Annotated in this window: 18 protein-coding genes; 8 read left to right on the top strand and 10 right to left on the bottom strand. The window is 56.1% G+C overall.

Going from position 1 to position 24,047, the window contains the following annotated elements; translation table 11 throughout:
- Positions 1 to 25: 25 nt before the first annotated feature.
- The 3 genes from ACZCED_RS02675 to ACZCED_RS02665 form a co-directional block, all read right to left on the bottom strand.
- Positions 26 to 2,044, bottom strand: a complete 2,019-nt coding sequence (locus ACZCED_RS02675) for an acyl CoA:acetate/3-ketoacid CoA transferase (protein ID WP_464860156.1) — start codon at positions 2,042 to 2,044, stop codon at positions 26 to 28.
- 277 nt (positions 2,045 to 2,321) lie between these two features.
- Positions 2,322 to 2,726, bottom strand: a complete 405-nt coding sequence (gene mce / locus ACZCED_RS02670; RefSeq protein ID WP_462967895.1) for a methylmalonyl-CoA epimerase — start codon at positions 2,724 to 2,726, stop codon at positions 2,322 to 2,324.
- Positions 2,727 to 2,926: 200 nt separating this feature from the next.
- On the bottom strand, positions 2,927 to 4,108 hold the full coding sequence (locus ACZCED_RS02665; protein ID WP_462967894.1) for a pyridoxal phosphate-dependent aminotransferase: 1,182 nt from the start codon (positions 4,106 to 4,108) through the stop codon (positions 2,927 to 2,929).
- A gap of 660 nt (positions 4,109 to 4,768) precedes the next feature.
- Here ACZCED_RS02665 and ACZCED_RS02660 point away from each other — a divergent pair.
- The 6 genes from ACZCED_RS02660 to glnA all read left to right on the top strand — a co-directional run bounded on the left by ACZCED_RS02660 (position 4,769) and on the right by glnA (position 12,782).
- Positions 4,769 to 5,107 (top strand): P-II family nitrogen regulator, encoded by a 339-nt coding sequence (locus ACZCED_RS02660; protein WP_462967893.1) that lies wholly within the window; start codon positions 4,769 to 4,771, stop codon positions 5,105 to 5,107.
- 52 nt (positions 5,108 to 5,159) lie between these two features.
- The gene (locus ACZCED_RS02655; protein ID WP_462967892.1) at positions 5,160 to 6,572 is read left to right on the top strand and encodes an ammonium transporter; all 1,413 of its coding nucleotides are present in this window, start codon (positions 5,160 to 5,162) and stop codon (positions 6,570 to 6,572) included.
- Between the two features lie 325 nt (positions 6,573 to 6,897).
- Complete coding sequence (glnD, locus tag ACZCED_RS02650; RefSeq protein ID WP_464860155.1) at positions 6,898 to 9,540, top strand: [protein-PII] uridylyltransferase; 2,643 nt, start codon at positions 6,898 to 6,900, stop codon at positions 9,538 to 9,540.
- A 74-nt stretch (positions 9,541 to 9,614) separates the two neighbouring features.
- Positions 9,615 to 10,910, top strand: a complete 1,296-nt coding sequence (locus tag ACZCED_RS02645) for an ammonium transporter (protein ID WP_462967890.1) — start codon at positions 9,615 to 9,617, stop codon at positions 10,908 to 10,910.
- A 61-nt stretch (positions 10,911 to 10,971) separates the two neighbouring features.
- Positions 10,972 to 11,310, top strand: coding sequence for a P-II family nitrogen regulator (locus ACZCED_RS02640; RefSeq protein WP_319258073.1), 339 nt, complete (start codon positions 10,972 to 10,974; stop codon positions 11,308 to 11,310).
- Between the two features lie 59 nt (positions 11,311 to 11,369).
- Positions 11,370 to 12,782, top strand: a complete 1,413-nt coding sequence (glnA, locus tag ACZCED_RS02635; RefSeq protein ID WP_462967889.1) for a type I glutamate--ammonia ligase — start codon at positions 11,370 to 11,372, stop codon at positions 12,780 to 12,782.
- 302 nt (positions 12,783 to 13,084) lie between these two features.
- Here glnA and ACZCED_RS02630 read toward each other — a convergent pair whose 3' ends face one another.
- The 7 genes from ACZCED_RS02630 to ACZCED_RS02600 form a co-directional block, all read right to left on the bottom strand.
- Positions 13,085 to 13,825 (bottom strand): spondin domain-containing protein, encoded by a 741-nt coding sequence (locus ACZCED_RS02630; RefSeq protein ID WP_462967887.1) that lies wholly within the window; start codon positions 13,823 to 13,825, stop codon positions 13,085 to 13,087.
- A 238-nt stretch (positions 13,826 to 14,063) separates the two neighbouring features.
- Positions 14,064 to 15,176, bottom strand: a complete 1,113-nt coding sequence (locus ACZCED_RS02625; RefSeq protein ID WP_464860154.1) for a PQQ-dependent sugar dehydrogenase — start codon at positions 15,174 to 15,176, stop codon at positions 14,064 to 14,066.
- Positions 15,177 to 15,251: 75 nt separating this feature from the next.
- The gene (locus ACZCED_RS02620) at positions 15,252 to 15,848 is read right to left on the bottom strand and encodes a YceI family protein (RefSeq protein WP_462967885.1); all 597 of its coding nucleotides are present in this window, start codon (positions 15,846 to 15,848) and stop codon (positions 15,252 to 15,254) included.
- A gap of 81 nt (positions 15,849 to 15,929) precedes the next feature.
- On the bottom strand, positions 15,930 to 17,246 hold the full coding sequence (locus ACZCED_RS02615; RefSeq protein ID WP_464860153.1) for a ferredoxin reductase family protein: 1,317 nt from the start codon (positions 17,244 to 17,246) through the stop codon (positions 15,930 to 15,932).
- Between the two features lie 125 nt (positions 17,247 to 17,371).
- Entirely contained in the window at positions 17,372 to 17,764 is a 393-nt protein-coding gene (locus tag ACZCED_RS02610; protein ID WP_462971432.1) for a YajD family HNH nuclease, read from the bottom strand.
- A 33-nt stretch (positions 17,765 to 17,797) separates the two neighbouring features.
- Positions 17,798 to 18,454 carry a VOC family protein gene (locus ACZCED_RS02605; RefSeq protein WP_464860152.1) on the bottom strand — a complete coding sequence of 219 codons (657 nt, stop codon included), beginning with the start codon at positions 18,452 to 18,454 and terminating at the stop codon, positions 17,798 to 17,800.
- Between the two features lies 1 nt (position 18,455).
- A complete protein-coding gene (locus tag ACZCED_RS02600; RefSeq protein WP_464860151.1) occupies positions 18,456 to 20,489 on the bottom strand; it encodes an NADPH-dependent 2,4-dienoyl-CoA reductase in 2,034 nt (677 codons plus the stop codon).
- Between the two features lie 301 nt (positions 20,490 to 20,790).
- Between ACZCED_RS02600 and ACZCED_RS02595 the strand changes: the two genes are divergently transcribed.
- Both ACZCED_RS02595 and ACZCED_RS02590 read left to right on the top strand, forming a co-directional pair.
- Positions 20,791 to 22,311, top strand: coding sequence for a cache domain-containing protein (locus tag ACZCED_RS02595; RefSeq protein WP_464860150.1), 1,521 nt, complete (start codon positions 20,791 to 20,793; stop codon positions 22,309 to 22,311).
- 1 nt (position 22,312) lies between these two features.
- Complete coding sequence (locus ACZCED_RS02590) at positions 22,313 to 23,737, top strand: sigma-54-dependent transcriptional regulator (protein WP_464860149.1); 1,425 nt, start codon at positions 22,313 to 22,315, stop codon at positions 23,735 to 23,737.
- The last annotated feature ends 310 nt before the right edge of the window (positions 23,738 to 24,047 follow it).

Raw genomic sequence — 24,047 nt, 5'->3', positions numbered from 1 at the left:
ATCAAAATAGATACACGCTGCCTAATCAATCGTCCGGTGGGTTCCCCTCCCCCTTAAGGGCACGCTTCGCTTCTTCCCTGCTTTCATAGATGTGGGGCGCCATCTTGCGCTCTTTTAGCGCATCACCGATTTTCATGCGCAGGAAGGCGCTGGTGGTGTAGCGGGTGACGCCGGTGTAGTAGCGGTTCACCAGATCCTTGACCATATCGGTGTAAGGTCCCACCAATTCCGGCAAAATGCTGAAATTGTCATAGTTGACCACCGCATAGACACGGTGACCCACCGTATCCAGGATTTTTTCGACAGCGGCCCGGACGCCCTCGATGTCCCCGACGCTGCGAATCGCGTATCCTTCGAAATTGACGAAAAACAGGTTTTCACGGTAATCGTAGACCAGGCGTTTTTCCAGAGAAACGGCGAACAGGTCCTCCTTTAAACCCATAGGGCCGGGATTGAAAATTCGTTCGTCCATGAGCGCCGGCGTGCCCTTGATTATCGGTTTGAAATCCATGTGGGTCAGGATGTCCGCTTCTATGTCAACCCCCGGAGCAACTTCGATCAGTTCCATCCCCTCAGGTGTCAGCTGGAAGACGCATCGTTCGGTGACATAACGCACGGGTTGGTTTTTGGATACGGCATAGGCACCGGAAAAGGTGACATGCTCCACCTGCTTAACGAACTTTTTCACCTTGCCTTCCCGGTCGATGACCAAATTGCCGTCCCGGACCGAAACCTGCAGGCCGCCGGCGGTAAAGGTCCCGACGAAGACGACTTGCTTGGCGGATTGGCTGATGTTGATGAAGCCGCCGGCACCGGCCAGTTTGGGTCCGAACTTGCTTACATTGAGATTGCCGGCTTCGTCGGCCTGGGCCAGGCCGAGAAAGGCCAGGTCCAGCCCGCCGCCGTCGTAAAAATCGAATTGGGAAGGCTGATCGATGAGGGCCTCCGTGTTGACGGCGGCACCGAAATTGAGGCCGCCGGCCGGCAGCCCGCCAATGACGCCCGGCTCTGCCGTCAGGGTCATATATTCAATAATCTTTTCCTCGTTGGCCACATTGGATATACCTTCGGGCATGCCGATCCCCAGGTTGACCACACTGTTGGGCACCAGCTCGAAGGCCGCCCGCCGTGCGATGATCTTGCGGTCGCCCATCTCCATGGGCGGCAGGGATTGAATCGGCACCTTGATTTCGCTGCTGAAGGAGGGGTCATACCGGGTCCCGAAGGTCTGCCAGTGGTGCTCGGGCTCCGAGACTACCACGCAGTCCACCATGATTCCGGGAATCTTAACCTGACGGGCATTCAATGTCCCCCTGCCGGCCACCCGTTCCACCTGGACGATGACGAAGCCGCCGGAATTGCGGGCAGCCGTTGCAATGGCCAGCGCTTCGAGGGTCAGGGCTTCCTTTTCCATGGTAACGTTGCCGTCGGTATCTGCGGTGGTGCCCCGCAGGATAGCCACGTTGATGGGAAACGTCTTGTAGGCCAGGTAGTCGTTGCCATCGAACTGAATCCGTTCAACCAGGTCTTCGCTGGTGATGTTGTTAATTTTTCCGCCGCCGTTGAGCGGATCAACGAACGTACCCAGGCCGACCGTGGTGATGGTTCGCGGCTTGTGGGCGGCGATATCCCGGTACATGTGCGAGATGACGCCTTGGGGCAGGTTGTACCCTTCGATTTTATTGTCCAGCGCCAGCCGCTGAAGTTTGGGAACCAACCCCCAGTGGCCGCCGACCACTCGCTTGACCAAGCCCAGATGTCCAAAATGATTCAGACCCCGCTCCTTGCCGTCTCCCTGGCCGGCGGCATAAACCAGCGTGAGGTCCCGGGGATGATTGTGTTCTAAAAAATAAGCCTCCAGGGTGATGGCAATCTGTTCGGGAAAGCCAATGCCCACGAAGCCACCGGTGGCGATGGTATCGCCGTCCCGGATTATGCGAACCGCCTCTTCAGCGGACACGACCTTTCCTTTTTTGGCCCGGTCCGGCGGCAAGTTTGAAAGCATGGGGTGCACGAATGCGGGCGAGGGGGATTCTTTTTCCATGGTGGTGCTCCTGGCAAATTAATTAAATGTACCGGTTTAGTTAAAATGGATTAATGAAAAATTGGCATGACCACTGCCATGTTACCTATTCGGCACAGAAACACGTAGCAAGAAAAATGCCGTAAAATTGACAACGTCAGCGCGGCAGACTGGAAAAAATTTGATGAGATGGCCGATTGGCAAAAAAGGAAGTGGGAGCGGCCTCCCGCCGCAAGCAATTCCGGCCTCTATCGCAAAAGCAGCGGTGGGAAGCCCCTCCTTCGAATCTATAATAAAATCAATCCCGCTGGCACAGCTCCACCAGCACGCCGTTGGTGGCCTTGGGATGCAAAAAGGCGATCTTGGCACCGCCGGCTCCGATTCTGGGCTGCTGATCTATGAGTTGAACGCCCTTTTCTTTCAACTCGGTCAGGGCCTCGTCAATGTTTTCAACACGAAAGGCCACATGCTGAATGCCCTGCCCCCGCTTTTCGATATATTTAGCCACCGGGCCGTCCGGAGCGGTGGATTCCAGCAATTCGACTTCGCTTTCACCCACTGGGAAAAAAGCCGTGGTGACCTTTTGCTCGGCGACGGTTTCAGCGCCTTCGAAATCCAGACCCAGTACACCTGACCAGAAGGACTTGCCATCGTCGATACTATTTACCGCGATTCCCAAATGATCGATCTTTAAAATTTTCATAATGCGCCCCTCTTTAATAAAAGTGTTGCCTAAACAGGAAGATTCCAATGATCTATCAGTATCTTTTCAGAAATGGTAGATTGCGGTACAGGCCAAGGCCGCAGCATTTGCGCAACCGCAGGCGTAGCAGCGCTACGTCGAGGATTGCGGAAATGTGAGAACGCCGGCCTGGGCCGCAAGATGCCGTTTCTGGATGGATACTACTTGTATTTTTGCATTACTTTCCTAAACCCCGGCATGGCATTGACGATGGTCCGGTCATCAACGCAAAAGGCGATGCGAAAATGCCCCGGTCCTGCGAAACCGCTGCCCGGAACCACCAGAATCAACTCCTGCTGCAGGTCCTTGACAAAAGCCACGTCATCGGCAACGGGCGTCCGTGGAAAAAGATAAAACGCCCCCGGTGGCCTGGTGAAATCATAGCCGGCATCCGCAAGGCCGTCGCAGAGCAGGTCTCTTTTGCGTTTGTACTCGCCGATGTCAACGCTCATCCCCTGCATGCAGGAAACCACTCGCTGCATCAGGGCCGGCGCATTGACAAATCCCAGGATCCGGTTGGTCAGTGCCATGCCGGCCATCAGTTCCTTTTTATGGGTGGCGGCGGGATTCACCGCGGCAAAACCGATGCGTTCGCCGGGAATGGAGATGTCCTTGGAATAGGATGTGGCGATAATGCTTTCAGGATAACTTTGAAAGATAGACGGCACCTGTACATCGTCGAAGACAATCTTGCGATAGGGCTCGTCCGAGACCAGGTAGATGATGTGGCCAAAATCCCTGCTCTTTTCAACCAGCAGTTTCCCCAACGCATCCATACTCGACTTGCTGTATATCTGACCCGTGGGGTTGTTGGGTGAGTTGATCAGCACCACTTTGGTTTTGTCCGTGATGGCTTCACCCAGCCCCTCGAGATCGAGGGTGAAGTCCGGCCGGGTGCCCACCATCTTCAGGACGCCGCCATGATTGTCCGCATAAAACCGGTATTCCACAAAGCACGGTGAAGGCGTCAACACTTCATCCCCCGGATCCAGAATGGCCTTGAAGATGACATTGAGTGCACCGGCAGCCCCGCAGGTCATGATGATTTCATCGCAGCTGATGGCAACACCCTGCTCCTTGGTCAGATAATCGGCAATGGAGACGCACACCTGGGGATAACCGGCCTGGGGCATGTAGCAGTGGTCGCCGAGCCCACACGAATCCACTGTGTCCCTGAGAATCTCATTGAATTTTTCAGGCGGCGGAAGCACCGGATTGCCCAGGCTGAAATCGAACACCTTTTCTGCACCATGCTCGGCCTTGAGCCTTGCCCCTTCTTCGAACATTTTGCGAATCCATGACGATTTGGCCATGATGTCGTTGATCTTGCGTGCAACGGTCATCTGTCTTGTCTCCTATTCCTGCGGCGGGTTCATGGGTGCTTATAAAACGGGTGCGCCGCGCGCTGACGCGTGGCGAAGAATAACTTATGGAGATCCTGAAGAAAATTCAAGCCATAATTTGCACCAACCCCGCCGCAGCGGTCCTCGGAATCTCTGCTTCGCTCCGACGAGCGACAGGGCATGCCGTCGCTATCGCGGTTCAGGCGCTGGCTACGAGTGACGATCCCAAACCGTATCGTAGCGGTTTCCACCAAAGTTGATATCGATTTTACATTTTTGTGGCCTTCCATAAAGTCCCTCGTGTTCCATAACGGACTATTAGCGGAATCCCGGACGCGGTCGCCTCCTGATTGTTGATAGTCCTCCCGCCTGATACGGCTGTCGCGAAACCATATCGAAGAGCCATGACTATATAATTACATTAATGTATTTTATATGCGATAAATTACTAATAATGTATTTTATATTTGTGCAATATTGCAGAAATGTCCTTTAGAAACCGGCTCAACCACCGGTGGTAAATGGTTATTTTAGACATGATTACAATTATTTATGAATCAATACGGAACTAATGGCACAGCGATTGCTCAATCGTCATTTAAACAACACTCAATCGCCCGGAGCGCTCAACCTTCATCAATTCAACAGGAGAAGTCATCAATGAAAAAAATCGAGTCGATCATCAAGCCCTTCAAACTGGATGATGTGAAAGACGCCTTGAACCGCATCGGCGTGTCAGGCATGACCGTAAGCGAAGTCAAAGGGTTCGGGCGTCAGCGCGGCCACAAGGAAATCTATCGCGGGGCCGAATATCAGACCGACTTTATCCCCAAAGTCAAAATTGACCTGATTGTGGATTCCAACATGGTGGACAAAGTGGTTTCCACCATCACGGAGGTAGCCAATACCGGCAGTGTGGGAGACGGCAAGATCTTCGTCATGCCCATCGAAGGGGCCTACCGCATCCGCACCGGCGAGTCTGGCAAGGATGCGATTTAAGATCTTCAGCAACTTATCATGGTTACTACTTATACTTTACAAGGAGAGAAAAATGAAATTGAAAGCATTTATCCTGCTGATACTGGCTGCCTTGATGATTGCCCCCGTTGCCTTGGCCGCCGATCCAGAGCCCACCGTTTTGACCAACAAGGAAGCCATTGATCTGGTTCAGACCCACGCCAACTACTTGTGGACGCTGGTGGCGGCCGCCCTGGTGTTTTTCATGCAGGCCGGTTTTGCCATGGTTGAGGCGGGTTTCACCCGGGCCAAGAATTCGATCAACATCATGATGAAAAATCTCATGGATTTTTCCATTGGGTCCATCGCCTTCTGGGCCATCGGTTTCGGGCTCATGTTCGGTGCGACCTCTACCGGCTGGTTCGGCACAACGGGCTTTTTCCTCAGTGACTTTACACCCGACGGGGATCCATGGGTGCTGGCCTTCTGGATGTTTCAGGTGGTGTTTGCCGCCACTGCCGCCACCATCGTTTCCGGCGCCATGGCCGAGCGGACCAAATTCACCGGGTACATCCTTTATTCCATTTTCGTTTCCGGCCTGATCTATCCCGTATTCGGTTCCTGGGCCTGGGGCAGCCTGCTCAATGGCAGCGGCTGGCTGGAGGGTTTCGGCTTCATCGATTTTGCCGGCTCCACGGTGGTTCATTCGGTCGGCGGTTGGGCAGCCCTGGCCGGCGCTATCGTTCTCGGCCCCCGTCTGGGCAAGTACACCAAAGATGGTAAAATCAAACCGATCATGGGCCATAACATCCCACTGGCGGCTTTGGGCGTGTTCATCCTGTGGTTAGGGTGGTTCGGGTTCAACCCCGGATCGACCACAACAGCGGACACCAGCATCGCCATGATTTTTGTCAACACCAACCTGGCCGCCGCTGCCGGTGCCGTCCTGGCCATGATCGTCTCCTGGATGAAATTTGGCAAACCAGAGGTGGGTATGAGCCTCAACGGCGCCCTGGCCGGCCTGGTGGGCATCACCGCCGGCTGCGCCAATGTGTCGCCCTCCAGTGCCATCATTATCGGGGCCGCCGCCGGTATCATCGTGGTCTTTTCGGTCATGTTCTTTGACAAAATCAAGGTGGACGATCCTGTCGGAGCCGTCTCCGTTCACGGTGTCTGCGGCGCTTGGGGTACCCTGGCCGCCGGCATCTTCAACATCGAAGGGACATCCGCCGGCATCATTGGGGTACAACTATTGGGTATCGCCGCCTGTTTTCTCTGGACCTTCCCTGCGGCCCTGGTGATGTTCAAACTGATCGACAAGACCATCGGCCTGCGGGTTTCTCCGGAAGAAGAACTGGAAGGGTTGGATTATGCCGAGCATGGTGGTATTGCCTATCCGGACTTCGGTGTTTCCACACACGGCGGTATCTCATCCATTTCCGGGCCGCCCTCATCCGGGTTGCCCAGCTATGCCGCGTCCACAAGCCCGGCAACCCAATCTTCTTAATCGAAACGCTTACAAAATCGTCTTGAAAGACCGTTAATCTCTGCTCCTCCCCTGAATGCACCTTGAAGCGGCTGGTCCCGCGGCTTCAAGGTGCATTTTCGGTTAGGATTGCCCATTTGGCGCAAATTTCCGTTTTCACTATTGCAATCCCAATTTTGTAATTTTTTTGAAATTATTATTACATTTTTGAAATGCTACCGTGAATTTGCGCATCCAGACATGCAATTTTAACCTACCATTATCATTTGATTAATAACGATCCATGCCAACTGGCACGCGGGTTGCTCTACTCATTCCCTGTCATAAAATCATCAAGGATATGGATGTGACCAATACGGCCCCCCACAACCTTTACGCCGATGTCTCCCTGGCCCTGAAAAATGGGCGGGCACAGCTCATCGATAAACTCCTGGCGGGAAAAGCGCCTGATTTTTTGGATGACAATGCCCGGCTCATCGACGACTATTTTCGTCAACGTTACGAAAAAAGCACCGTGGGGCCCCAGATGGATATTGCCAAAAACCCTTATGCGGTGGTGGCTTTAGGAGGGTACGGCCGGGCGGAGCAATGCGTTTACTCTGACGTGGACCTGCTGTTCCTGTTCGAAAAGAAGGTTCCCCGGGTGGCCGAGGATCTGGTGCGTGAAATCGTCTACCCGTTGTGGGACATGGGGCTTGATGTGGGGCATGCCACGCGTTCCATCAAAGAGTGCGTCACCCTGGCACGCAAAGATTTCGAAGTGCTGACCTCAATCCTGGATGCCCGTTTCATCTGCGGCATGTCACCGCTGTTCATGAAGTTAATGGACCAGATCCGTGCCAAATTCATCAATCTCAAACCCGACACGATCATCTCCTGGCTGGTGGAGACCAACCGGGAACGTCACCGACGTTTCGGCGACTCGTCCTACTTGCTGGAACCCAACTTCAAAGAGGGGCAGGGGGGACTGCGTGACTACCACACTATGCTGTGGATCGCCAAGATCAAGTCCGGCATCAAACAACGCCGTGATCTCGAGTACTATGGCTATTTTTCCCATGATGATTTCACACGCCTGTCCGACGCCCTTGCCTTCATCTGGAACGTCAGAAACCGGTTTCACCTGATGATGAATCGAAAGTGCGATCAAATTCATCTGGAGCAGCAGCGAAAGCTGGCGGAAGTGATGGGTGTAAAGGCGGTCAACGGCCACCTGCCGGTGGAGCACCTGTTGGGCGAACTTCATGGTCATATGGAGTATGTGAAGCAGCAGCACGAAATGTTCCTGTACGAGATGGAACAGAAAAAGCGTCTCAAAAGAAAGAACAAAGGGCTGAAGACCACCCAGATCAAGGGACTTAAATTCAATCGGGGAATGCTCAATTTCATTTCACCGGAAAAGATTCTCAACAATCCGCGCCTGTTGATCGATATTTTTACAGAGAGCGCCGCTCAGCGGGCACCACTGAACAGCGAAGCCAAAAGGCTGGTGAAAGATTTTTCGCACCTGGTAGACGATGCGTTCAGACGCGATCCAACCGTGGTTCAGCAGTTCGAACGGATCCTGATCCGCTCCCACCGGGCCTTCGAGGTGCTCAACCAGATGCTGTACACGGGTTTTTTGGTCCGCTTCATTCCTGAGTTCAAATCGGTGGTCAACCGGATCCAGTTCGACCAGTATCACCTTTACCCGGTAGCCAGGCACCTGCTTTACACCGTAAAAATTTTGCGTGGCTTCGATACGGATGCAGGAGCTGAGGCCGACCCTCTCGCCCACAACTTATATAAAGAATTGAAAAAAAAGAAGGTCCTGTTGTGGGCCGCCTTGCTCCACGACATCGGCAAGGGAGAGCCCAAAAGCGGCCACTCCGAGCGCGGCGCCGTCCTGGTTGAAAAAATCCTCCTTGAGAAAGGCGCGGGCCCGGTGGATGCCAAAACGGTTGCCTTTCTCGTCGAGCATCATCTGCTGCTCGTTCTGACGGCCACACGAAGAGACGTCAACGACGAAGAGACAGCCATCACCATGGCGCGGGTCATCAAAAAGGTGGAAGTGCTGAAGATGCTCTACCTGCTCACCGTTGCCGACTCCATGGCCACCGGACCCAAAGCCTGGAACGACTGGACCTCGTCTTTGCTCAGGAATCTGTTTCTAAAGGTGCTCAACATCCTCGAAAACGGCGAGTTGGCGAGCGGGTGGGCGGTAAGAACGGTTGAAAAAAAGCGCCAGGCGGTGATTGCGGCCATGGGCACGGACATCGAAGAGAATCGGCTTGAATCGATACTCAACTTTATGTCTCCCCGGTATATGCTCTACACACAGGCTGGCAATATCCCTAAGCACCTGCGGCTTTTCGCCGAGATCGGCGACCGGCCTTTTGTCTGGCAGATCGAAAAATCTCAGGGCGCGGATACCCGCACCGTGACCATTTGCGCCAAGGACCGGCCCGGCCTCATTTCAAGGATTGCAGGCGTCTTCACCCTGAACAATATCGACATCCTCGATGTGCAAGTGTTTACCTGGCGCAACAACATCGCACTGGACGTTTTTGAAGTGACCCCGCCGCCGGATCCGATTTTCGAAAACGAGCGATGGAAACGGGCCTGCCGGAACCTTGAGGAGGCGTTGGCGGGCCAACTGGATCTGGGCAAGGAACTGCTCCGAAAAAAGAACGATGCCACCTCGATCCGGCCGTACACGGCGGAGCGGCCTACAGTGATCACGGTGGACAACACGGCCTCCAGCTTTTTCACGATTGTCGAGGTGGTCACTTTTGACTTTCCGGGTTTGTTGTTCCGGGTGACGGATGCCCTTTTCAAGTGCGGCCTGGACATCTGGGTCGCCAAAATTGCCACGAAGGTGGATCAGGTGGTGGATGTATTTTACGTGAGGGATTTTGACGGACAGAAGGTGGATGCACCGCAGCAGGTGGCAGCCGTCAAAGCGGCCATCAAGGATATTCTCCCGGGCGAGGATCCGATTCACAGCTGACCGCTGACGTTACGGATGTCTACTCTGCTGGAACTGCCCGAGGGGCATTACCCAAACGATAGGAAAAGTGATTGATGAAACTCAAATCCATTTGGCTGGCCTTGTTACTCGGAATGATCGCCACCCCGGCATTTGCAGAAGACGTGTTGGATACGGGAAACACAGCATGGATGATCGTCTCCACGGCGTTGGTGATGATGATGACTCCTGCGGGACTGGCCCTGTTTTACGGCGGCATGTCACGCTACAAGAACCTGCTCAACACGCTGGCCATGACCTTCGTGTCCTACTGCCTGGCCAGTGTCATCTGGATGATGTGGGGGTATACCCTGGCCTTCGGCTCCAGCCAGGGGGGCATCATCGGCGGCCTGGACCATTTCTTCATGAACGGCATCGGCGTGGGCAGCCTGTCCGGCAGCATTCCCACCTATGTGTTCGCCCTGTTCCAGATGACCTTTGCCGGCATCACCGTGGCCCTGGTACTGGGCTCCATTGTTGACCGGATGAAATTTTCCTCCTGGATCGTTTTCACGATCCTGTGGATCACCTTCATCTACTGCCCCATCGCCCATTGGGTGTGGGGCGGCGGCTGGATGGGAGCGATGGGCGCCCTTGACTTTGCCGGCGGCAATGTGGTTCATATCAACGCCGGTGTGGCGGGCCTGGTTCTCTCGCTGGTGCTGGGCAAGCGCATTGGCTACGGCAAAGAAGCCATGTTCCCCTCTAGCATCGCCCTCACCGCCCTGGGTGCGGCCCTGTTGTGGTTCGGCTGGTTCGGATTTAACGCGGGCAGCCAATTGGCCGCCGACGGGGTGGCTGCATCGGCCTTCATGGTGACCAACACCTCCGCCGCCACGGCGGCCCTGGTGTGGATGTTCTGCGAATGGGCCGTAACCGGCAAGCCGACGGTATTGGGTATCGCTTCCGGCGTGGTTGCCGGGCTGGTGGCCATCACGCCGGCCGCCGGGTTTGTCAATCTGCCAGCCGCACTGATCATCGGCCTGGGCTCCGGGGCACTGGGCTACTTTTCCGTTGCCGTGTTGAAACAGAAGATCGGCTACGATGATTCTCTGGACGCTTTCGGTGTCCATGGCATGTGCGGCATCTGGGGAGCCCTGGCTACCGGCCTTTTCGCCAACCCCGCCATCACCGAAGGGGCAGCCGGCCTGTTCTACGGCAACCCTGGCCAGCTGTGGATCCAGATTGTCTCCATTGTCGCCACCGCTGCATTCACGGCTGTGGGAACATTGATTGTGATCGCCGTCACCAAGGCGCTGACCGGCGGCCTGCGTGTGGAACGCGACAATGAAATACAGGGACTGGACAACGCCCTTCACGGTGAACGCGGCTTTGAAATCGCAGAGATTTAAGCTTTTAGATTCGGGGAGACGTCCATCGCTCTCTCGGCCATTAACAACAGGAGGTTGAAAAATGAAAAAGATCGAGGCCATCGTCAAACCCTTCAAACTGGACGATGTGAAAGAAGCCCTCAACGAGATCGGCATCCAGGGAATGACCATCTCGGAAGTCAAGGGGTATGGGCGCCAGAAAGGCCACAAGGAGATCTATCGCGGCGCCGAGTATGTGGTTGATTTTATCCCCAAGGTTAAAATCGAGATTATCGTGGACTCGGAGCGTTCCGCCCAGGTGGTCGAGGCCATCCAAAAGGCCGCCAACACCGGCAAAATCGGCGATGGAAAAATCTTCGTGTTCTCTGTGGAAGAGGTCATCCGGGTGCGAACCGGTGAAACCGGAACAGATGCCATTTAACTGTATCTGCTTGTTTTAATATCGTTTTTTTACCTATTCAACATCTTCAGGAGGAAATTATGACCCCAGATCAAGTATTGGCCATGGCAAAAGAAAACGGCGTAAAGGTTGTAGATTTGCGTTTCATGGATTTTCCGGGTATGTGGCAGCACTTCACTGTCCCCATCGGGGAACTGACCGTGGAAAGCTTCGAAGACGGCTTCGGCTTTGACGGCTCGAGCATCCGGGGATGGCAACCCATTAACGCCAGCGACATGCTGGTGATTCCGGATGCGGACACCGCAAAAATCGATCCATTCTTCAAGGTGCCCACCCTGGTGCTCATCTGCAATATCGCCGATCCCATCACCCGCGAAGCCTATACCCGTGATCCGCGAAACATCGCCAAAAAGGTCGAAGCCTATCTTAAAAGCACCGGCATCGGCGATACCGCCTTTATCGGCCCCGAGGCGGAATTTTTCATTTTTGACGACATCCGCTATGAGAGTAAGACAAACGGCGCCTTCTACGCCATTGATTCCGTTGAGGGTACCTGGAACACGGGCCGGTGTGAAGAGCCCAACCTGGGATACAAGCCTCGCCATAAGGAAGGCTACTTCCCCGTACCGCCGTCAGATAAGTTCCAGGACCTTCGTTCCGACATGCTGCTGACCCTTGAGAGCCTGGGCATTGACGTCGAGTGCCAGCACCATGAGGTGGCCACTGCGGGTCAGGCCGAGATCGATATGCGCTTCAAGCCCCTGTTGCAGATGGCCGATCAGCTCATGTGGTTCAAGTATGTACTGAAAAACGTGGCCAACCAAGCCGGCCACACCGTTACCTTCATGCCCAAACCGCTGTATGGCGACAACGGCACCGGCATGCACACCCACGTGAGCATCTGGAAAGAGGGCAAACCCTTGTTTGCCGGGGACAAGTACGCTGGCGTCTCCCAGGAAGCCCTGTGGGCCATGGGCGGCATCCTCAAGCACTGCCGCGCCCTGTGCGCCTTTACCAACCCCACCACCAATTCCTACAAGCGTCTGGTTCCCGGGTTTGAGGCGCCGGTAAACCTGGCCTACTCCAGCCGTAACCGCAGCGCGGCCATCCGCATCCCCATGTACTCGGCCTCTCCCAAGGCCAAACGCATCGAGTTCCGCACACCCGATCCGTCCTGCAACGGCTACCTGGCCTTTTCCGCCATCATGATGGCGGTCATCGACGGCATCCAGAACAAGATCGACCCGGGCGACCCCCTGGACAAGAACATCTATGACCTGCCACCCGAAGAGTTGGCTGAAATCCCGTCCGCACCGGGTTCCCTGGACGAAGCGCTGACCGCCCTGGCCGAAGACAACGCCTTCCTGCTCAAAGGCGACGTCTTTACCAAGGATGTCATTGACATGTGGATCAGCTACAAAACCGAAAACGAAGTCAACCCCGTGAAGCTGCGTCCGCATCCTCACGAGTTCCACCTGTACTACGATATTTAATTCGGATGGTTTGGAAAGTGTGACCGATTCCTCCCGATGACAATCGGTCCTTCCTGAAAACGGCAGCCTGCGAAACCACGCAGCGGGCTGCCGTTTTATTTTTACCGCGCCCGCTGCTGCCGGCGCTGCGAGGGTTGAATCAGGTGTCGCCGATCTGGCAATCGCTGACGAGATTAACCGCCACCCGCCAATAAAAAACGCATACCCAATCAATAGAGATGGGGTATGCGCCAATGTTCTGCTGACGGGCTTTCATTGGATCCTACGCAACAATGCCGATCCAATCAAACAGCCACATGCGATCAGCCTCTGCCGTGTCGCCGGGGAAAGACCTCGATAATTATTTCCGCAACGGGATTCAACCAGCGGTGGATGGTGCTGTCCAGGTCACTGATGCCGCCTCCAGGATCGGTATCACCGATGACCCCCCGATGAATGTGCACCGTCTTATTGGCATCGGGACCGGATACACCGGTGGCGCCTGTGCCGTTATCTTCGGCGGGTGCGAACGGAATTCCCGGAGCACCTGGTGCCCCGCCGCCGGTGATGCGTTCATCATTGGCCTCGGTGCCGGCATCGTAGCCGACCAGGAAGTATTTATAGGTTCCCGGAATGCGGGGAATGCGCAGCGAATCGAGTCCCACGAAACCGTCGTTGGTGGGCAGCAGCATGGCCACCAACGACAGGTACCGGTTGCGGGTTCGGTTGGTGTTGAAATCACTGCTGACAATGCCGCCGGGGGCCAGCAGTTTTTCCTCCCCCACCGGATTGGCTACGGTGTCCTGGTCCTCACCGCCCACCATACTGAGCAGACCGGATATGTCGCCGCCTTCGGCCATGGCCTGCAAGTCCGGGGTTGCCGGCGAACCGGTTTCGAAAAGATGGGTCTCCCCGTCATGGGCGGTGATCAGCAGGGGTGTGAAATAAATCCCGTTGGTCAGGTTCTTCACGGTGACGGTGAACTCGGCGGCCGCAGCCTGACCCAGGCTGATGACCGTCCCGATCAATACTGCAAACAATGTCTTGACTAGTATCCTTGCCATGTCGATCTCCTTTGAAGGTATGGGGTTGAAAGAGCAGCGCGGTCGCATCCGGTGGGGGTAAGGTTGGAACACCGCATGGTGTCAGCGCTGGTTTAACGATAACCCTTGGCTTTAAACCTTCGGTAAAGATCAGATAAAGATTCGGTAAAGATTGGTTGGGATTTGTCCGTATAATTGAGGAAGAACCCGGCACGGCGTAAATTCGCCATTAAGCTGAGCCGACGCCCATCTCCCTGGATCAGGGCGGCTGATAGGTTATTCGGTAGATCCTGCCGGCATCGTCATCCGAGACCAGCAAAGAACCGTCTTCGAGGATTTCCAGATCGACCGGCCGGCCGACAACCGCGTCATCCCGCAGCCATCCGCTGGCAAACACCTCGTACGATGCGAGTCGCCCGTTGATCAATCGCACCAGGGTGATGCGGTACCCGATGGGTTGGCTGCGATTCCAGGATCCGTGTTCGGCAATCAGAATCTGCCCACGATAGCCGGGCGGGAACATCTTGCCGGTGTAAAATCGCATGCCCAACGCTGCCGCATGGGGCGCCAGTTCCCTTACCGGCGGAGTAAATTCGCGTTGGGGTGCCTGGTCGCCGAAGACAGGGTCGGGGACATTGTTGCCGTGAACGTAGGGAAATCCGAAGTGGCGGTTGGCTGACGGTGCATGATTGAGTTCATCGGGGGGAAAATCGTCTCCGAGCCAATCTCGTCCGTTGTCGGTGAACCACAGTTCGCGGGTCTGCGGATGCCAGTCGAACCCCACCGAATTTCTCACGCCCTCGGCAAACACCTCCAAACCCGAGCCGTCGGCGTTCATGCGCATAATGGTGGCAAACCGTTGATCCTGGTCCCGGCAGACATTACAAGGGGCGCCAACGGGGACGTAGAGTTTCCCCTCCGGTCCGAAACGGATGAACTTCCATCCATGGCGGCGATCGGCGGGCAGGCTGTCGTTGACCACCAAATAGGGGGCGCCGGGCACCAGGTTGTCGGCAATGTTCTCGAACCGGATCACCCGATGAACCTCGGCCACATACAAATGGCCGTTTTTGAATGCCACGCCGTTGGGCATGCTCAACCCCTCGGCCAGAACGATCGTTTCGTCTGCCTTGAAGTCTCCATCCCGATCCACGAGTGCATATACCCTGCCGGCCTTGCGCGTTCCAACGAAGAGCATTCCGCCTTCCCCAGAAGTCATGGACCGGGCGTTGGGAAGGTTCTCCGCAAAGAGGGAGATTTGAAAGCCGGGGGGCAGGGAGATTGCCCTGGGAGAAAACGGTGCAGCACTCCAGGCCGGCCACGAAAAGCCGACCTGGAGTAAGACGAGAAATATGACGGTCAATCGCTTCATGATAGGTGACAAGCATGTTCGGTCAACACCAATCCGGCTGGGAGCCGATCTGGCAGCAGGCTTGAAGAGTGGCTTTTACTTCTTTCGGGTCACTTCCAGCGTGATGAGCACATCCACCTCTTGCCCCACCACCCCCATATCGACAAACTTGCCGCCACCCACATGATAGGCCAGGCGATCGACGGTCATGCGGGCTTCGAAGCCGGCCACCTCCGATTTGTCGTCGAACGGATGGGTCTTGACACCCAGCAGCGTAAACGGCACCGAGACGGTTTCGCTTACATCCTTGACCGTCATGTTGCCTTCGACCAGGTACTGATTGTCTTTTACATGTTTGACGGCGGTGCTTTTGAAACTCATGGTCGGGAATTGCTTGGAATCAAAGAAATCGGCTGAATTGAGGTGGCCGTCCCGCTTGCTGTTTCCGGTGTTGATGCTTTTTACATCGACTTCGAAGTCGAATCGACTGCCTGCCAGGTCATCGGGTGAGAACATCACCGTGCCTTTAAAATCTTCGAAATAGCCCCGCGTCGTAGAATAGATGTGATTGACACTGAAGTAGATGCCGGAATGGGCCGGATCCAATTCCCATTGCGGTGCCGCCGCGATGGCCTGTGAGGAAAAGAGCAGGGCAAATAGAAGTACGGCCGAAAGTCTGACGATTCGTTTCATGAAATGCCTCCTGTCCGTAAATGGTGGTGGACCCTCCCATGGTAAGCCGCGGAGATGGTCTATTCACGCGATATTATGGGGTTACAATCCGAACGCTTCAGAAAAAATCGAACGGGCGGGGAATGAAAGGGTTTTAAGGTCGGTGATGACCTGCCTCATCATCTGCGGCGGGCCACATACAAAGACCGCCGAACTGCGACTGCAACCCTTGAGCATGATCTCCAATGTCTTCCGATCCAATCTGCCTGACCGCTCCCCGCTTTCCATAATACGGGTAAAGATAGGAATCATGCGCAGGCCTGTCAATTTGGCCGCCAGATCATCCATCTCATCGGTATACACCGCGTTTTCCTTGCCGCGGTTACTCCAGATCAGGGTGACCGGGCGGGGGTCGCCACGATCAGCCATGAAGCGCAGCATGCTGAGCATGGGCGTGATGCCGATGCCGCCGGCGATCATGATCAATTCCCGATCCGGGTCGGTATACAGGTGGCCGAAGCGGCCAAAAGGGCCTTGAAGGAAGGCGCGATCGCCGATCGAGAGCCTGGCCACCGTTCGGGTCCAGTCACCGCATGCGCGGATGGTGAATTGCAGCATCCCGGGACGGCTGGGCGAGGAGGAGAGGGTAAAGGCATGCGCTTCCGGCACGACCGCTGCCGATTCAAAGGAAACCCAGGCGAACTGGCCGGGGACGTATGAAAATAGAGTTTGCGTAGCCGCGGTCAATTCGACGCAGGTGCAATCGGCGCCGGCGGGTTCGACACGCGAAACCAGGAACGGTTTCCTTCGCATCCGCAACCCGGCGCTGCGCACCCACAACCAGAACAGTAAAAAGGCAGTCGCGGCAGCGGTCACTGACAGCCGCGGCAGCCCGCTTTCGCTGAACGACTCGCTGACATACAGCACGTGAACAACCAGAAGACCGGCGACCAGCAGACCGGCGATGCGGTGAAACCGCAGCCAGGTGTGAAAGGCGATGCCCATCGGCTGACGCCATCGGCTGACCACAAACTGGCCCAGGATGAAGACCAGCAGCCCCACCCCAATCCACTCGGGCCAATAGCGCATTTCCAGTGGAACGATAAGTGTGCCTTCGGGAAGCAGCACGCATATCGGATGGGCCAACGCCAGGATCGCAATCGCCCAGGCATGGATGCGGTGCTGGCGGATCAAACCGGGCAGGGAGAAGATCCGGTCCAGAGATTTCAGCCGCCCGGCCAGGGGCAGTTGCAGGAAAATAAGCAGGCCGGCCGTCAAGCCAAGCATCTTGCCTGCACGCAGGCTGATTTTCTCCATACCGAACTTGTACCACATGGACGGCGATTCGAATGCAAAAGGGATTGTCAGCGCGCCGGCCAGCACCAAAAGAAGCAACGCGCCAATGGCTGCGATCGACACAACACGTATTTCCTGCGGAACCATGGTTCCAGTCAAAGACCGATCGTCTCCTTGATGGGGCATTGACACGATCTGCTCCCCGTGGGTTGTTGGTCCAATGATAGCCGGTTGCCGGACGCCTTACCCTATTTGCCTTTGTCTTTATCCTTCATCATCCCCGCTAAGGCGGCAAAGGGATTGTGGAAGAAATCAGAATCAGTCGACGATGACGACGAACTGCCGTCGTATGCCTCGGCTACTTCCAGGCGACCGTGTTCATTGTCGTGACAGTATATACAGAGAAGCTCCCAGTTGCTGCCATCGGGGGGGTTGTTGTCGTGGTTGTGGTCCCTGTGATGGACGGTGAGTTCTCTGAGCTGCTTACCGCTGAACTCCCGTGCACAACGGCCGCAGACATGCGGATACATCTTCAAGGCCTTCTCGCGGTAGGTCTTTTCACGATCCTTCATGTGGCGGCGGGCGTCAGCCACCACTTGAGAGAGTTTGTCCGGACCTTTTCCTCGGTTATTGGCGGACATGCGTTGCCCCCTTTTTTGCCGTATGGGTTTTCGTCAGTCCAACACCACCACCCCGGCGGGTGTTTTTATCCGCGCAACCAGTCCGTGCGGGCGCGGCTTCGACACGGGATGGAACGTAATGAAATCACCTAAACCCATGGAAGAAACCACTTGCTGAACCGATTCAACGTTGACGTGGAAACCATCGAGACGCAACAGGCTACAGCCCTTGTCTTGCATTTTTTGTGCGGGATGGATGCGGCTGTCCCACTGGATTAAATGGGGGATCAGGCCGCCGCCCGGAAGGGATCCGTCGTCGGTGAAGGCAAACCGCCATCGCAGTGCATCCCGCTGCATGGGCCGCACGCGTGCACGCTTCCCAAAGATCGCTTCTGCCAACGCATCGACCTCGTCCGTTCGCGCTACCCAGGCAATCAGCTTCGGCCGGATCTTCAACCGGGCCTGAAAACCCGGATCGTCGAGATTGAACCACCGGGGGAAATCGGGCTGCCGCTCTTGGGGATCGATGGCGATCACCTCCAGGTACTGGCCCGGGCCCAGCTTGAGCACCCGGTTGTGGGTGCCCATGGCGACATGCTTACCACCGCCGGTCAAGGGGACCCCTAAACATTCCTGTACGTACGCCGAGCCTTGTTCCAGCGTGTGGGCGGCTACCACGAGGTGATCCAGAACGGCAGCGGGCAGGCTCATTTCACATCTCCATGGCCAACCGGGCGCCCTGGTCGATGGCCCGTTTGGCATCCAATTCGGCGGCCTTGTCCGCGCCGCCGATGAGGTGCACAGGCATGCCCCGTGCGGTCAGTTCATCGGCCACTGTCCGCAAGGGCTCCTGGCCTGCACATACAATTATCGTATCGGCGGGAATCGTCTGGCGGCGTTCGTTCTTGACGATATGCAGGCCGCCGTCATCGATTTTTTCATAGGTCACGCCGCTGATCATCTCTACACCGCGTTTTTTCAGGGTGGCCCGATGAATCCAGCCGGTGGTCTTTCCCAGCCCGGCACCCATTTTAGAGGCCTTGCGCTGCAACATGGTGACGCGCCGGGGCGAGAACTGTGTTTCCGGGAGTGACGCCAAAAGCCCCCCCGGCTGCCGACACTCCCGATCCACGCCCCATTCCTTTAAAAACAGGTCGCGGTCAAGGCTGGTGGATGTGCCGACGTGGGTGATAAGCACGGCGGTGTCGAAGCCGATACCGCCGGCACCGATAATGGCTACGGTATCACCGACGGGTTTCGTTCCCATGATGACATCGATGTAGGATACCACCTTGGGGTGGTCGATGCCGGGGATGTGCAACCGGCGCGGCCGGGCACCGGTGGACACCACTACTGCGTCGAAAGACTCACCGTCCAGGCGATCCCCATCCACGGGAGTGTTCAGTCTCACCGTGACGCCCAACAGCGTCAGCTGGCGCCGATAATATCTGAGGGTTTCGGTAAACTCCTCTTTACCGGGTATCCGGACTGACAGGTTCAGCTGTCCGCCGATGCGATCCTGACGGTCAAAAAGGGTCACCCGATGACCCCGTGATGCAGCGGTGACGGCAAAGGAGAGGCCGGCCGGCCCGGCACCCACCACAGCGATACGTTTGGGGGAAGGGGTCGGCGAAATGACGAATTCCGTTTCCCGGCAGGCTCGGGGGTTGACCAGGCAGCTGGCCACCTGGCCCTGGAAAATGTGGTCCAGGCAGGCCTGGTTGCAGCCGATACAGGTATTGATTTCATCGGCGCGGCCTTCCCCGGCCTTTTTGACAAATGCCGGGTCCGCCAGAAAAGGACGGGCCATGGAAATCAGATCCGCATGACCGGCGGCCAGTGTCTGCTCGATGATCTCGGGTGTGTTGATCCGGTTGCTGGTCACCAGCGGGATGGACACCGCACCCTTCAGCCGGCCGGTGACCCAGGTAAAGGCTGCCCGGGGAACCATGCTGGCGATGGTGGGTATCCGGGCCTCGTGCCAGCCGATACCCGTGTTGATGATGGTGGCACCGGCGGCTTCGACCTCTCGGGCCAGATGAACCACTTCATCCCAGGAGCTGCCGCCTGCCACCAGGTCCAGCATGGACAGCCGGTAGATGATGATAAAGTCCGGCCCCACGCGCCTTCGGACCTGACGGACAATCTCCAGGGGAAACCTGATCCGGTTCGTATACCCACCTCCCCAGCGGTCTGTGCGCCGGTTGGTGGCCGGGGCGATAAACTGGTTGATCAAATAGCCTTCCGATCCCATGATCTCCACCCCGTCATAACCGGCCTGCCGGGCCAGACCGGCGCAGTTTGCAAAATCCTCGATCTGCCGGAGGATTTCGTCTTCGGTAAGCGCTTTGGGCTTGAAGATGTTGATCGGCGCCTGGAGGGGTGAGGCGCTCACTATCTGTTTGTGAAAGCCGTAACGGCCGGTATGCAGGATCTGAAGGGCGATCTTGCCGCCGCTATCGTGAACCGCCGCAGTCACGACCCGGTGGCGATCGGCCTCGTCCACCGTGCTCAGCTGCGCGGCGTGGTCCGCAACGCAGCCCTCGCGATTGGGCGAAAAGCCGCCCGTCACGATCAGTGCCACGTCACCCATGGCCCGTTCGGCAAAATAAGCGGCCAGCCGATCAAACCCGTCCGGGGCTTCCTCCAGGCCGGTGTGCATCGACCCCATGATCACCCGGTTTTTAAGGGTGGTAAAGCCAAGGTCCAAGGGTCTGAACAGATGCGGGTAGGGATTTTTTTTCATCGGGGCCTCCTGTTTGGGGCTGGACAGGACTGCCGGCCATCTTAACCGTCAGACTGTTTTTTCCGGCTGAGCTGTTCTCGAATGGCGATCAATTTATACCATCACCAATCTCGTGTAACAAGTATTCTGTTTTTGCAAACAAACTCACGGCGCTCGCTCATCTGCTGTTTTTATTCTATAACCGTTCCAGTTTACGATTGATTTTCATTGGCAATGGGGTAATCTGAACACCTCGGCGTGAACGGACCGCCCGCTTCCGCCCGGTTTTTATCCCTTCGGCAGCGGATCGACGAAAAGTCATATGACGGCACCATTCAAAACGATAATCGGACGCATTCCCTTCCGCATCTTCCTGCCGGTGGTGCTGACGGTGATGCTGTTCATCATGACCATCTTCCTGTTCATCCTGCCCATGATCGAAGAACGGCTGATGGAGGGCAAACGGGAGGTCATCCGTGAACTGGTGGCATCCGCCTGGAGCAGCCTGGACGGCTACGCCCGGCAAGCGCGAACGGGGGTGATGACCCGCGAACAGGCCCAGGCTCTGGCGATCGAACATATCCGGGGTTTGCGCTACGGGCAACATTTCAAGGACTATTTCTGGCTCAACGACATGCAGCCACGCATGATCATGCATCCCTATCGTCCGGACCTGGAAGGCAAGGACATTTCCAACTTTACGGATCCGGCGGGCAAGCGTCTGTTTCTGTCATGCGTGGAAATCGTGAGGTCCAACGACGCCGGTTATGTGGATTATCAATGGCAGTGGATGGACGATCCCGGCCGCATCGTACCTAAAATTTCATATGTCATGGGCTTTGACCCGTGGGGATGGATCATCGGCACCGGCATTTACGTGGAGGACGTTCACGCCCAGATATCCGCTATCACCCGTAAAACCACGCTGGTCTGTGTCTGGATCCTATTGCTGATTGTTGTTCTTTCGATCCATATTGTCTGGCATGGAATGAAGGTGACCCGGGAAAAAAAGCTTGCCGAAGAAAAAACCTCGCTCAAACAGGAACAGCTGTTTCAGGCCGCCAAGATGGTTTCCCTGGGCACCCTGGTCTCCGGTGTTGCCCATGAGATAAACAACCCCATCACTTCGGTCATGCTCAACGCCCCCAACCTGACCCGCATGTGGGAGGCCGTGCTGCCCATCCTCGATCGCCACCTGGCACAGCACGGGGATTTCCCGGTGGGAGCAACGGTCTATAGCCGGGTTCGCGATCGCGTGCCCCAGATGCTGTCCGGCATTACCGACGATGCCCGGCGGGTCCGGGACATCGTGGCGGACCTGAAAGACTTTGCCCGGGACAACCCCTCAGAGATGAAGGATGATGTGGATCTGAACCAGGTGGTCAACAAGGCCATCGGCCTGACCGCCAACCTGATCAAAAAATCCACCCGGCACTTCACGCTGACCTGCCATCCTGCGCTGCCAACCTTCCCGGGAAACGCCCAGCGTATCGAACAGGTGGCGATCAACCTAATCGTTAACGCCTGTCAGGCCCTGGCAGACCTTGATCGATCGGTTACCGTGACCACCACGTTTCAATCGGAAAGGCAACAGATCGTATTGGAAGTGAAGGATGAAGGCGAGGGCATCGATGCAGCCGTACAAAAACGAATCACCGACCCTTTTTTCACCACGAAGCGGGAACACGGCGGCACCGGTCTTGGCCTGGCGATTTCCGATCGCATCGTCAAGGATCATGGCGGCAGGATGAAATTTGAATCGACGCCGGGCAAGGGAACCACCGTGCAGGTGACCTTTCCTCTTTCGCATGGCCCCCGTCAACGAGAAGATAGGGTGTCATAGCATGAATACCCCCCTACATCCGCTACGGCCCATCATGATCGTTGATGATGAAGCATCCATCTTGCTGGCCATCGACACGACCCTCCAGATGGCCGGGCTGAACAACACGATCACCTGCCAGGACAGCCGCCGGGTGATGGACATGCTGGCCGAAAACCCGGTCGAACTCATGCTGCTCGACCTTAACATGCCCAACGTGGACGGCCACCGGCTGCTTGACGATGTGCGCCTGGAGTACCCGGATGTGCCCGTGATCATCGTCACGGGTGCCGTGGATGTGGAAACCGCCGTGCGCTGCATCAAGGCAGGGGCCTTCGAATACATCGTCAAGCCGGTAGAGGCGGATCGTTTGGTTACAGCCGTCAACCGGGCCGTCTCGTATCAGGAGCTCAAGCGGGAGAACCAATCGCTTCGCCGGCACATGTTGCGAACCGACCTGGAAAATCCTGAAGCCTTCGGCCGCATCATTACCAGGAACCGCAAGATGATACTCCTTTTCCAGTATGTGGAGTCCATCGCCACCACGTCGCAGCCGGTTCTCGTACAGGGAGAAACCGGGGTCGGCAAGGAGCTGATCGCCCGGGCCATCCATTGCCTGAGCGGCCTCAAGGGTGGTTTTGTGGCGGTCAATGCAGCCGGCCTGGACGACACCGTGTTTTCGGACACCCTGTTCGGCCATGTGAAGGGCGCCTATACCGGAGCGGACACCCCTCGCGGCGGATTGATCGAACAGGCTGAGGGCGGAACCCTCTTTCTGGATGAGATCGGCGACCTAACCCCGGTATCTCAGGTAAAGCTGTTGAGACTATTGCAAGAGGGTGAGTATTTTCCCTTGGGCGCCGATGTACCCCGGTCGGCCAAAGCGCGCATCGTCGCGGCCACCAACCATCGCCTGTCCGCGCTTCTCAGTCAGGGGCGTTTTCGAAAAGATCTCAGCTATCGCCTGCAGACCCATCGAATCTACATCCCGCCCCTCAGAGAGCGGCTGGATGACATTCCCCAACTGCTGGACCATTTTCTGGCAGACGCCGCATCCCGGCTGAACAAGTCCACACCGCCAGTGCCGCGTGAACTTGAAGCGCTGTTGTCGAGTTATGCCTACCCCGGCAATGTAAGGGAATTGGAATCGATGGTTTTCGACGCCGTGAGTCGTCATCGCTCCGGCGTTCTTTCTCTTGACACGTTCAAATCACATATCTCCCGCGGAGAATCTTCTTCTGGCGCATTACCGGCGTCACCGGCCAGCGACGCCGACCCGCCGATCACGTTTTCCCACAAGCTGCCGACGATCAAGCACGCCACCCGGATTCTAATCGAAGAGGCTATGCGTCGCACTGGGGGCAATCAGTCCCTTGCGGCAAAAATTCTGGGCATATCCCAGCAGGCGTTGAGTAAGCGCCTGAAAAAACAACAGCGCTGTCCCTAATCTTTCCACAACTTTTGTTGTAGATACAATTTTTGTTGTACATGGCCATCCAACTCCCACTTTCCACCGTTAACACAGGGATAGCACCTAATTATTCCCACTATGGATTCCCCAACCTACAACCAAAGTTGTTGATTCTTCCTTCCCGCCCAGTCCTAAGTATTATAAAATCTCTATAAATTTCATATCGTTGTAAATTTTTTTGCCGATGGCACGGCTCTTGTTAAGGTATAAGATGAAGCGCATTCAATTCATTCAAAAAATTCAATGAATAGGGTTCATTAACACACCGATCAAAGATGGATAGACG

The organism is Desulfosarcina sp. (assembly GCF_055467485.1).
The sequence above is the reverse complement of the archived record's forward strand: the minus strand, read 5'-3'. Positions and strand labels throughout refer to the sequence as shown.